The 12178-nt window shown below is 38.9% G+C and carries 10 protein-coding genes and 1 pseudogene; 4 read left to right on the top strand and 7 right to left on the bottom strand.

Going from position 1 to position 12178, the window contains the following annotated elements:
* Nucleotides 1–1910, top strand: a pseudogene (locus ACHB7C_RS12335) (hypothetical protein); the annotation flags it as partial.
* A 215-nt stretch (nucleotides 1911–2125) separates the two neighbouring features.
* Here ACHB7C_RS12335 and ACHB7C_RS12330 read toward each other — a convergent pair.
* The 3 genes from ACHB7C_RS12330 to ACHB7C_RS12320 all read right to left on the bottom strand — a co-directional run bounded on the left by ACHB7C_RS12330 (nucleotide 2126) and on the right by ACHB7C_RS12320 (nucleotide 4723).
* Nucleotides 2126–2947 carry an AraC family transcriptional regulator gene (locus tag ACHB7C_RS12330; protein WP_042845028.1) on the bottom strand — a complete coding sequence of 274 codons (822 nt, stop codon included), beginning with the start codon at nucleotides 2945–2947 and terminating at the stop codon, nucleotides 2126–2128.
* A gap of 904 nt (nucleotides 2948–3851) precedes the next feature.
* Entirely contained in the window at nucleotides 3852–4214 is a 363-nt protein-coding gene (locus ACHB7C_RS12325; protein ID WP_042845026.1) for a nitrous oxide-stimulated promoter family protein, read from the bottom strand.
* Nucleotides 4215–4510: 296 nt separating this feature from the next.
* Nucleotides 4511–4723, bottom strand: a complete 213-nt coding sequence (locus ACHB7C_RS12320) for a DUF465 domain-containing protein (protein ID WP_042845025.1) — start codon at nucleotides 4721–4723, stop codon at nucleotides 4511–4513.
* Between the two features lie 265 nt (nucleotides 4724–4988).
* Between ACHB7C_RS12320 and eco the strand changes: the two genes are divergently transcribed.
* Nucleotides 4989–5465, top strand: a complete 477-nt coding sequence (gene eco, locus ACHB7C_RS12315; protein ID WP_042845024.1) for a serine protease inhibitor ecotin — start codon at nucleotides 4989–4991, stop codon at nucleotides 5463–5465.
* 44 nt (nucleotides 5466–5509) lie between these two features.
* On the opposite strand, the gene ACHB7C_RS12310 is transcribed toward eco, so the two are convergent.
* On the bottom strand, nucleotides 5510–5947 hold the full coding sequence (locus tag ACHB7C_RS12310; RefSeq protein ID WP_042845023.1) for a universal stress protein: 438 nt from the start codon (nucleotides 5945–5947) through the stop codon (nucleotides 5510–5512).
* A 300-nt stretch (nucleotides 5948–6247) separates the two neighbouring features.
* Here ACHB7C_RS12310 and ACHB7C_RS12305 point away from each other — a divergent pair, with 300 nt between their 5' ends.
* Nucleotides 6248–7177 (top strand): cation diffusion facilitator family transporter, encoded by a 930-nt coding sequence (locus tag ACHB7C_RS12305; protein WP_187550098.1) that lies wholly within the window; start codon nucleotides 6248–6250, stop codon nucleotides 7175–7177.
* Between the two features lie 210 nt (nucleotides 7178–7387).
* On the top strand, nucleotides 7388–8428 hold the full coding sequence (locus tag ACHB7C_RS12300) for a galactose-1-epimerase (RefSeq protein WP_166685946.1): 1041 nt from the start codon (nucleotides 7388–7390) through the stop codon (nucleotides 8426–8428).
* A 129-nt stretch (nucleotides 8429–8557) separates the two neighbouring features.
* Here the strand turns inward: ACHB7C_RS12300 and ACHB7C_RS12295 are convergent, their stop codons facing one another.
* From ACHB7C_RS12295 to prpB, 3 genes are all read right to left on the bottom strand, one after another.
* A complete protein-coding gene (locus ACHB7C_RS12295; protein ID WP_071548271.1) occupies nucleotides 8558–10012 on the bottom strand; it encodes a bifunctional 2-methylcitrate dehydratase/aconitate hydratase in 1455 nt (484 codons plus the stop codon).
* 13 nt (nucleotides 10013–10025) lie between these two features.
* Nucleotides 10026–11189, bottom strand: a complete 1164-nt coding sequence (gene prpC / locus ACHB7C_RS12290) for a 2-methylcitrate synthase (protein ID WP_349483793.1) — start codon at nucleotides 11187–11189, stop codon at nucleotides 10026–10028.
* A gap of 62 nt (nucleotides 11190–11251) precedes the next feature.
* Nucleotides 11252–12139 (bottom strand): methylisocitrate lyase, encoded by an 888-nt coding sequence (gene prpB / locus ACHB7C_RS12285; RefSeq protein WP_042845017.1) that lies wholly within the window; start codon nucleotides 12137–12139, stop codon nucleotides 11252–11254.
* Between the last annotated feature and the right edge of the window lie 39 nt (nucleotides 12140–12178).

Raw genomic sequence — 12178 nt, 5'->3', positions numbered from 1 at the left:
AGGATTACGCCACGGCACAGGCGCAGTTAAAACAAGCCAACGCAGAGCTGCAAAAACTGCAAGCGAACGTGGAAAAACAAACTGCCTTGATGAGCCAAGCCAGCGATGAGCAAGTGAAAGCGCTGACGGCGGATTTGAATAAACAAATTGCGTTATTGAAACAAAAAGAAGCTGGGTTGGAAAAAGCGCAAGCAGAAAGCCAAACCACGCGCGAAGCGTTAGCCAAGCAACAAGCAGCAGCGAAAGCTTTAGAGCAGCAGAACCAGCAGTTGGCGAAGCAGTTACAAGACAAAGCGCAGCAAGCGGATAAAATCCAAGCATCATTAGCGGATCAAACCGCGAAATTAGCCCAGAAAGCGGCGTTAGAAAGCGAACTGGCGGCAGCGAAGAAACAGCTGGCAGAGCACCAAGCGGCGCAAAATGCATTATCGAAACAGTTTACTGACAGCGAGAAGCAGCAGCTTGCGCTGCAAGCGCGTTTGCAGAAAAATGAACAGGATTACGCCACGGCACAGGCGCAGTTAAAACAAGCCAACGCAGAGCTGCAAAAACTGCAAGCGAACGTGGAAAAACAAACTGCCTTGATGAGCCAAGCCAGCGATGAGCAAGTGAAAGCGCTGACAGCGGATTTGAATAAACAAATTGCGTTATTGAAACAAAAAGAAGCTGGGCTGGAAAAAGCGCAAGCAGAAAGCCAAACCACGCGCGAAGCGTTAGCCAAGCAACAAGCAGCAGCGAAAGCTTTAGAGCAGCAGAACCAGCAGTTGGCGAAGCAGTTACAAGACAAAGCGCAGCAAGCGGATAAAATCCAAGCGTCATTAGCGGATCAAACCGCGAAATTAGCCCAGAAAGCGGCGTTAGAAAGCGAACTGGCGGCAGCGAAAAAACAGCTGGCAGAGCACCAAGCGGCGCAAAATGCATTATCGAAACAGTTTACTGACAGCGAGAAGCAGCAACTTGCGCTGCAAGCGCGTTTGCAGAAAAATGAGCAGGATTACGCCACGGCACAGGCGCAGTTAAAACAAGCCAACGCAGAGCTGCAAAAACTGCAAGCGAACGTGGAAAAACAAACCGCTTTGATCGGTCAAGCAAATGATAAACAGATTAAAGAGTTAACTGCTGATCTAAATAAACAAATTACCTTGTTGAAACAAAAGGAAGTTGCTTTAACGAAGTTAGATGCAGAGAAAAAATCAATTCAGGGAGAATTGGCGACTCAACAAAATGAAAGTAAAAAGCTTGAGCAGCAACTCACTGATGCAAATAAGCTTATCAGTACTTTGAAAGTGGATTCACAAAAAGAATCGGCTGCAGCCCAAACAAAATTGAAAAAACTGCAAAGAGAATTAGATTCGCTCAATTCTGTAACCGGTGATAATGCATTAAAATCACAAATAATGGATTTAAATCGTCGCATTACTCAGTTACAAGTTGAAAACGATGCGTTAAAAGCGAAGGGAAGAACAAGTTCAACAGCAGGTTTAGCTGGAAGAGCCCTTCCTAGTAAAGATTTAAAAGTAATAGCTGCAGAAAACGCGAAGAAAAACCAGAAAATAATTGAGCAAATTACCGCTCAAAAATACAGTAAACTTGATAGTAATACCTATTATAAAATTATTCAGGCCGGCTCACCGATAAAAAATGTTAAGAGTAAAGATGTTACTTTTATTATGAGGGAGCAACTAACGGATGGTAAGGTTACTGTAATGTATACTGAGCAAAACCCAGTCACATTACCTTATGACCAGTTACCGACACCGTTGAATTCATTTGTTGAACGGGCTGGAGAAGGCGGAATGGTTAAAGTGTACATCAAACCAGAAGGCGGTTATGGCGTTGAAGGGATACCGGGCGAAGTGCCACCTAATTCAATGTCTATTATTGATTTGAAAATTATTAAAGCTAAATAATTTAGCGGCTACCTAAGATTATCTTGAGAAGTAGTTTGTCATTAAAAGGCAGGCTACTTTTTTTATGGTATCAGTAATCTAGGGGGGGAATTTAGTCAGTGGATGTTAATTAGAAAGGGGGGGGACGACGGAGGGTGCCTTTCTGCCAGTTTATAGTTAAAGCTGAAATTTCTATAACTGACAGGGCATGTGTCTATGCGCGATATGCTGCGATATTAAGCCGCTATTCTTGATCTGCTAGGCGTATATCCAAACCGCTTGCGATAAGTTTGTGTAAAGTAGGATTGACTAGAAAAGCCAGCTTCCATTGACACTTCCACAATACTCATTGCAGTGTTAACTAATAATTGGTGTGCATACATAATTCGTTTTTCGCTGATCCATGAGCGTGGTGATGTAGCATATACAGTATGAAATAATTCTTTAAAGGTCGTTAACCCCATACCAAACGTTCGTGCAAACTCGCTTAATTTCCATTCTTTAAGGTAATTGGCTTCCATAAATAATTGCAAACGTTCCGCTTGTCGGCTACTGAGTTGCCTAAAATTAGATAATAATAAAGCGCCTTGCTCACTGTAGCTTAATAATAAGAGTAATTCACTTACACGAAGGGAAACAATTACTTCAGGATATTCATGATCGATAAATGAGTTCAGGCTATTTTTAATATCATCAATTAATGAATATGAGGTAAATTTAATGATGTCACTTGAGAATGTCTCATTTCGCTCTATTTCGCTTAATTGAGAGCCATGTGTTGCAATAAAATCACGTAAAAACTTATCATCTAAAGCTATCCAAAGTAATTGGCAATCTACTGAAGGATCAGTCATTTGCAAGGAATATGAACCTTGCTTATGATATAAGATATCCCCTTCGTTTAAGGTTTGTAAGTTAGCTGGAGTTTCTAATAATAGTGAACCTTTCTCTACAATAAAAATACCTTTTGTCGCAAAATCCATAATATTATGAGACATACTACTATCTACACTTATTCGTTTGATAACCTGTTGGTTTAAGTTACTTTCAATTTGCATAATTGACACCTTATTAATCTCATTTAAATATTCCAAATGTAATTAGCGAAATTAAACATCACGCTATTTCTTCTATTGATATCTAAAGTCGCTACTACTAGTAAGGCTGAAATTATATTTATCGATTGTTTTTATGTCACACTGTAAATTTAAATATTAAAAAATGTTTCAAAACATGGTTTTTTCGAGCTTTTCCTTTCATTTGAAAGGTATTTCCGTTGTTTTGTGGGAGGGGATTTTATAATATTCTATATTTTTGTTATTTATCTGAAATATTATTCTAATTTATTAAAGTCATCTGGATGTTAATATTTTGTTGTTTTGTTACGCGTAACGTGAGTTTTTTTCAATTTAATGCTTGTTTGTCATTTTATAGGAATTAGTGTTAATTATAGGTATGTTAATAATGACTATAAAACTCGTCAAAAGTAGTATTGATAAGTTTATTTTATCAATACTAATGTTATTACATTGAGTTATTAAAAGCATTAATCATTATGATTGATTTTCTTTATTAAAAGTGGGGTAAAAGGGATGAAATTGAGACATTAATCTTGTTTTTTAATCAATAGGCAAAGCTGATAGGTTTGATAGGTTATATAAATATAGATTTTAATAAATAGTTTTTAAGGGTTACTATTTTTTAGGTATCCATCATTACTGAAAAAAAATACATTTTATAAATTTTTGCATAGGGCATGGCCTATTAAGGAGATTTTTAGCAACAAATAGCCCACTGAAGAAATTTCAAAAATTACAGTAGGATATTGCTAAAGGGGGGATTATAGATACAAACTGATAATGGTAAGGCTCTTTAATCATTATAAGAAGATTAGTGATAACAGCCGATGGGGGTTATATTGCTTTTTTAATGCAATGAAGTGGAATCTACTGTATTCGCTTATTATGAACTTTCTTTAGAGTTTGCTCTCTTATTAACCTTAGGTGGCAAATCAGGGACGGGTTTACGGTCATCGAGAAGGTGGCGTATCGCGAGTATTGGGTGATGAATAAGCATTTTTGGGCCAGCCCAACGCATGATTAGCTTCATTTGTTCACGCATTTTTGGTTGGTAACAATGGATAGGGCATTGTTTACAGGCGGGCTTTATTTCACCATAACGGCATTTCTCTAGTCGATTTACGGCATAAAAATAGAGTTTTTGATAATAATCGGGGGCATCATTGGTTGCTGGGTGTGCTTTTTCATAGATTTTTATCATCTTTTCAATTGTTTTAATTTCCCGATTAATACGTTTGCCAGCCATAACAAGTCCTCTATTACAGTAAACATACATTTAATATACAACTTTATTGGTGTAATGAATAGTTAACGATAAATTATTGAGTAATTTATTGATGGTGTTCAAGAAAGCGGTGGATTTTACTGAGGGCTGAAAAAGAGGGTAATAAGCTACCCTCTTAAATAAGAAAGTATTAATAACTTAATGGCGGCTTAAAATATCAGCCAAATAAAGTCATATTAACTGCTTAGCTAAAGTCCCACTTTTTTATAAAAGCGGCAGAGAAAGCTGAGCTAGTATCGTTGTGGTGAAGTGGCTGATCACCTATTCGACAACATTATTTTTTGCATTTCATCTTTAAGATGTAATTTTTCTTTTTTCAGTTTGGCTACGTGTTCATTATAACCTGCGCCTGAAGGGCCCTCGAGCTTACTGATTTCTTTGTCGAGTTGATGATGCTTTTCATAAAGAGTTTGAAAACGGGGATGTGTAGATACTAATTTTGAAACTAAATCTTGATCTGCTGATAACATACTACCTCCTCAGAATGTATTAAGCCTCAAGTTCAGTATAATCAGTGCCTAGCTGTTGTGCATTAAAATAGGGGGTAATTTACATAATTTTTATCATTTTTATGATCACTCTACTAAAATTAAGTATGATTACGTTAATACTGGGGGTGATTTATTTTTTTGTAATTAAGAATCATCCATAGTGATAATTATGGTGTAAATAACTTAACATATAGCCAAGTATGGTTTTTTTAATTGGTTTTATCTTCTGAAATAGGAATAAATAATGAAGAAAGCGATTTTATCTGTAATGGCAGCGGCACTGATTTCATCTTGTGCAGTAGCAACGGAAGAGTTGGAAAAGATCGCGCCATATCCAAAAGCAGAATCAGGTATGACACGTCATGTCATTCAACTTGCCAATCAACAAAATGAAAATGACTTTATGGTTGAATTAGTCATTGGGAAAACCATCAAAGCTGATTGTAACCGCCAATGGTTTATGGGAGATCTGGATAAAAAAACATTGGAAGGCTGGGGATATGATTACTATAAACTAGATGAAGTCAAAGGCCCTGCCTCTACTATGATGGGCTGCCCTGAACCTGCGAAAGACCGTTTTGTTTCCACACAATTAGGCGATGACGCTTTTATGCGTTATAACAGTAAGCTGCCAATCGTGGTTTATACGCCATCAGATATGCAAGTTAAATACCGAGTTTGGTCAACCGATGGTAAGCTAATGGATTCCATCAAAAAATAATTAAAAGAATGCCGCATATTGCGGCATTTTTTATCAGAAAATATTTAACGAATAACAAATACCGAAGTTTTAGCATGGCGCACAATAGCGGATGCAGTAGAGCCCAATAGATAGGTTGAAGTGCTTGGGCGATGTGAACCGACCACAATTAAATCTGCGTTAATTTCTTGCGCATAATCTAATATTTCATCTTTAGCTGAGCCGATACTGACTTTACAGTTAATTTGCTTATCGGAAACTTTGATGTCTTTTATGACTTCTTCAAGTGCGCGCATCGCCAGAATTGAACGTTCAGCGGAATCTTTATGGCTTTCAGGTAGTGCTGCGATTTCAATACCAAAAAACAACTCGACACTAGGGATTACAGACAGAAAGTGAATTTCAGGTGAGCCTAGCTGCGCTAACGCTTCTACGTGTTTGAGGATCTCTTGATTCAATTCATCTTCTAACAAATCAATAGGAACTAGGATTTTTTGATACATAGCTACCTCATTTAGTGTCATTTAAAATTAATTATAGTGGCTTACCTACAATATACTATAAGTTAAATAGAAAGTAACAAATGCTATTAAATGCGCATTTATCGTGTTTTTGCAAGTTTAATATTATTAACTTAATAAAAAGAAAGGGTAATTATTATTAGTTAAAAGCTTTATTTACAATTAATAATGGGACTTTAAACGAAGAATGTGAGAACATACAGAGAAATCATTTTTAACTTATTGATTTAAAAGGTTTATCTGAATGATAATTATTTTGTTTTTCATTAAAGAATATATTTTATGAATATAAAAAATACTTCATCTAATAAAATGAGTGAGTTTGAAACGCAACAAGCAAAATTCAAAGCGGCAAAGAAAAGCACACTAATCAGTGTGGTGGTGAATACGCTGTTGTCGATTTGGCAGATAATCATTGGTATTTTTTCACACTCTTCGGGGTTAATTGCTGATGGTATTCATACATTATCTGACTTGGTTGCAGATTTTGTTGTACTTATTGCGAATAAAAAAAGCCACAAAAAGCCGGATGAAGACCACCCTTATGGCCATTTTCGTTATGAAAATGGAGCTTCATTAATTTTAGGGATTATTTTGTTAGTGGTCGGTGTGGGAATGGTGTGGTCAGCGATTGGAAAAATGTTGAACCCAGCACTGATCCCTGAAGTTCATATGATTGCATTAGTTGCAGCTTTAGTGGCTTTAGTCGCGAAAGAGGGCTTATTTCGTTATATGTTGTATGTGGCGAAAAAAGTGAATTCTAATATGTTAGTTGCCAATGCATGGCATGCGCGTTCTGACGCTGCCTCTTCATTAGTTGTTGCAGTTGGTATTGTTGGTAGCTTATGTGGGTTGCGGATCCTTGACCCAATAGCTGCTTTGATTGTTGGGACATTCGTTTTTCGTATGGGGTTTAAATTCACCAATCAATCGATGCAAGACCTAATGGATAAAGGCGCTGATGAAGAAACATTACAAGAAATTCGCACTGTTTTAGAGGGTATTAATGAGTTATCTGGATATCATGATTTAAAAACCCGTAAATCAGGTGATTTTTTATTAGTGGATGTTCACCTAGAACTTGATGGCAATATGAGTATTACCGCAGGCCATGATATTGCAGTGAATGTGCGGAAAAAATTGATGGAAAACCCGCAAATATTAGATGTTATGACCCATCTTGACCCATATGATAAAAACCATAAGCACTAAACCACCATGAATTAATCTATTTTTATATAAGGCCGAGCTTTTAATAGCTCGGCTTTTTTGTTGCTAATATGAATTAGAAACTTAACAATAAGTTATTGCACTTTATGAGTTACAAATGGAAAATCAGCAAGTTGTTTCCAAACAATATGCATTAATGATGACACCCGCCTAGCGAACTATACGGGTTAATACTGAATAATTGAGGGAAAAATGCAGTTTACTCAAGAACAATGTCAGAGGCTCCGAACGCCAAAAGTTATCGCTCTAACCAATAAAAATGGGATGAAAATTATCTTAACGAGCCTCGGTGCCAGTTGGGTTAGCTGTATAGTGCCTTTAGCGACAGGGAAAAGGGATGTCATCTTGGGAGCCCCCAATATGGCAAAGCATATGGAGCAAGGTGTATACCTCGGTGCCACAGTTGGGCGAGTCGCTAACCGGATTTGTGCATCACAGTTCACTATTAATGGGCAACATTATCGAGTATCGAATAATCAAGGTAATCACTGCTTGCATGGTGGAAAAGATAATTTTAGTTATCGTATATGGGGAATTCTTCAACCTAGTCCACAGAAAGCGGTTTTTGTGTTGACCTCTCCTGAGGGAGATCAAGGCTTTCCTGGTCGTCTCTATATTGAAGTGAGTTATGAATTAACCGAAACAAATCAAGTCATTATCGACTATAAATATCAATCAACAGATTATGGCCCTGTTAACCTCACTAACCATGCTTATTTTAATTTAGCAGGGGAAGACTCGCTAAGAACAGCACTCGAACATGATTTACAAGTGCATGCCGATGCCTATTTGCCAATCACTCATGATGGTATCCCTACGGGGGAGTGGCGTGATGTAACAGAAACCAGCTTTGACTTTCGTCAGGGTAAGCGTATTGGGTTTCATTTTTTACAAGATGAAGAACAACAGCACGTCGGAGGGTATGACCACGCATTAGTGTTAAATAAAACCCTTACGGATGGAGTGCAAACTGTCGCAACACTTGGGTCACCTAATGGGGATGTGAAATTAAATATTGCGACCACTATGCCAGCACTTCAGCTTTATAGTGGCAATCATTTAGTTGCAGTATCAGGAAAAAGCCAGACCTATACAACCTATTCAGGTGTGGTACTTGCTACACAGTTTCCTCCAGATGCGGTAAATCATCCAGAATGGGGGGAGCAATATGATTCACTTGTTCAACCTAACAAAATTTATACCAGCCAAACCTGTTACCAATTTTTATTTTGATACTTATACGTAATAGCCTAATTTTACGGTATTTAATAGATAAAAAAACACCCCAAAAGCCAGACTAATGGCGTCCAACTTTTGAGGTGCTGTTCACATTAGAGGACGGAAACAGTTACAAAAACAATATTAAATAACAAATAAATCCATATATTCATTCACCGGCATTTTTTCCAATAGTGGTTTATCAAGGGATGCTTTAAGAATACGTAGTTGCTGGGCTTCAGGGAATTGTCTTGCCAAGTTTATTCTAAATTTCTGTAATAATAATGGCATTCCCTCTTTACGACGACGTTTGTGGCCGACAGGGTATTCGATTACGACCTCTTCTAGCACTTGGCCATCTTTTAAGGTGATGGTTACCCCATTACTGATCGAACGTTTTTCTGGGTCGTGATAATCCTGCGTGAAATTAGGGTCCTCATAACAGTGCATTTTTGCCCGTAGTTCATCAATACGACTATCATTTGCAATATTGTCTTCGTAGTCAGCAGCGGTGAGGCGACCAAAAATTAATGGGACTGCCACCATATATTGAATACAATGATCGCGATCAGCAGGGTTATGCAATGGGCCTTTTTTATCGATAATACGGATGCATGCTTCATGTGTACGGATAGCGATAGACTCAATGTCTTGCGCCGTTTTGCCTAATTTCAATAGCGTTTGGTAGAGCTGTAAAGCCGCTTCAACTGCTGTTTGTGAGTGAAATTCTGCTGGGAAGGAAATTTTAAATAAAACATTTTCCATAACATATGAACCATAAGGACGTTGAAAAGTCAGTGGTTTCCCATCAAACAAAACATCATAGAAGCCCCATGTTTTAGCAGTCAAAGCGGTTGGGTAGCCCATTTCACCTTTTTGAGCCATTAACGCAAGCCTAACTGCTCGTGATGTGGCATCACCGGCTGCCCATGACTTACGCGAGCCCGTATTGGGCGCATGTCGATAAGTCCGTAAGCTATGACCATCAATCCACGCTTGAGAAACTGCATTTAGGATCTGTTCTCTTTCTAACCCTAACATGTGAGCAACAACGGCGGTTGATGCTACTTTAACTAAAATAACATGGTCGAGACCCACTTTGTTAAAGGCGTTTTCTAGCGCAATACAACCTTGAATTTCATGGGCTTTAATCATTGCGGTTAAAACATCTCTAATTACTAATGGCGGTTTTCCTTTGCTGATGTTCTCTCTCGATAACCAATCTGCTGTTGCTAAAATCCCCCCTAGGTTATCAGAAGGGTGCCCCCATTCAGCGGCAAGCCAAGTATCGTTAAAATCTAACCAGCGACACATTGTACCGAGATTAAATGCGCCTTGAACAGGATCTAATTGAAACTGTGTACCAGGAATTTTTGTGCCATTAGGTACGATTGTTCCGGGGACGATAGGGCCCAGCAATTTTTTGCAAGCGGGGTATTCGAGCGACTCCATGCCACAACCTAATGTATCTAACAGGCAATGATAGGCCGTATCGTAAGCTAAATCAGAGACAATGGGGTAATTCACTACATAATCAACAATGTCGCTGATCACTTTATCAAATTCAATTTTCTGCGAATTAACGGTTTGAGTTGTCATTATTTTACCTTTATTAGCGCTGTTCTATCGGAGTAAATAGTTGATTTTCAGGGCCAATGTAGTTGGCTGAAGGGCGAATAATTTTATTGTCTTGTCGTTGTTCAAGAATATGAGCAGACCAGCCCGCAGTACGTGCCATGACAAACAATGGGGTAAACATGGCGGTTGGGATGCCCATCAAGTGATACACCACTGCGGAAAACCAATCTAAATTAGGAAACATATTTTTTTCGCGTTTCATCACGGATTCAATGCGGTCAGCAACCGTGTATAAATGACGATTTAAGTTTTGTTCAGATAACTGTAAAGCTACCGATTTAATAATGGGATGGCGTGGGTCGGCGAGGGTATAAACGGGATGACCGAAACCAATAATCACCTCGTTATTTTTTACACGAGACATAATGTCTTGTTCAGCTTCATCCATCGATGCATAACGTTGCTGAATTTCTAATGAAACTTCATTTGCTCCACCGTGTTTAGGACCTCGAAGTGCAGCAATAGCACCGGTCATTGCGGAATAAAAGTCTGTCCCTGTACCTGCAATAACTCTGGCTGCAAAAGTGGATGCATTGAATTCATGCTCTGCGTATAAAATAGAGGCAATATGCATGTATTTTTCCCACTGTGCAGGGGGGGTTTTACCGTGTAATAAATGTAAAAAATGTGCGCCAATAGAGTCATCATCGGTTTGGGTCTCTATGCGGCGTCCATGATGACTAAAATGATACCAATACAGTAACATTGAGCCTAACGATGCCAGTAAGCGGTCAGCGATATCTCTAGCAGCAGAAAAGGAATGGGATTCTTTTTCTGGAAGGACACAGCCCATCATTGAAACCCCTGTACGCATGACATCCATTGGGTGTGCATTAGCTGGAATGGACTCTAGCGTTTTTTTTACATCGGCAGGTAACCCACGAAAAGATTTTAGTTTTTCTTTATAAGCGACTAGTTCGGTTGCGGTAGGAAGCCTATCGTGGATCAGCAAATAAGCGACCTCTTCAAATTCACACTGAGTTGCTAAGTCATGAATATCAAACCCACGGTAATGTAGGTCATTGCCATTACGGCCTACAGTACAAAGAGCGGTATTTCCAGCCGCGATACCGGAAAGCGCAACAGATTTTTTAGGTTTAAATTGAGATGCTTCAGGGCGATTAAGTTGTTCATTCATCATTTATTCCTTGTAGGGGATAGAGGAGGTGCAACTTGTGTTAAATATGATGGCCTAACGAATTAAGGTTTTTTCTGAGCAAACAAAGCATCAAGTTTTTGTTCATAATCGTAGTAATGAATGCTTTGATAAAGTTCTTCCCGTGTTTGCATAAGAGGAATAACACTTTTTTGGGTGCCTTCTTTACGTAGTGTGGAATAAACCTGTTCTGCTGCTTTATTCATCGCGCGAAATGCAGAAAGCGGGTAAAGCGCAATTGCGATGCCGACACTGCGCAGCTCATCAAGGGTAAACAGCGGGGTTTGGCCAAATTCAGTTAAATTAGCCAACACTGGGGCGGATGTATTACTCGTAAAGCGCTGGTACATGGATAGTTCAGTAATGGCTTCTGGAAATAGCATATCAGCACCGGCTTCTATATAGGCGTGTGCTCGCTCAAGCGCGGCATCTATTCCTTCAACAGCTAAGGCGTCTGTTCGTGCCATAATCACAAAGCTATCATCTGTACGTGCATCAACTGCCGCTTTAATACGGTCAACCATTTCTTGTGTCGAGACAATTTCTTTATTAGGGCGATGACCACAGCGCTTTGCACCAACTTGATCTTCAATGTGCAAGCCTGCGGCTCCTGCTTTACAGAACGATTTTACTGTACGAGCCACATTAAAAGCGGAAGGGCCAAAGCCAATATCTGCATCAACCAGTAGCGGTAAATCACACACATCTGTGATGCGACGAATATCAATCAGTACATCATCTAATGTTGAAATACCTAAATCAGGCATGCCTAATGACCCAGCAGCGACCCCTCCACCAGATAAATAGATAGCTTTATAACCTGCTTGTTTAGCGAGTAAGGCGTGGTTGGCATTAATTGTTCCCACTAATTGCAATGGAGATTCTTGCGTGACTGCATCACGAAATTTTTGTCCAGCAGAAATCGATGACATAGTAGCCTCATTAATTGTTAATGATATGTAATAAATTTA

Source organism: Providencia sp. 2024EL-00732 (assembly GCF_044006275.1).
GTDB lineage: Bacteria > Pseudomonadota > Gammaproteobacteria > Enterobacterales > Enterobacteriaceae > Providencia > Providencia huashanensis.
Note: the sequence above shows the minus strand (reverse complement) of the source record. Positions and strands in the feature narration are given on the sequence as shown.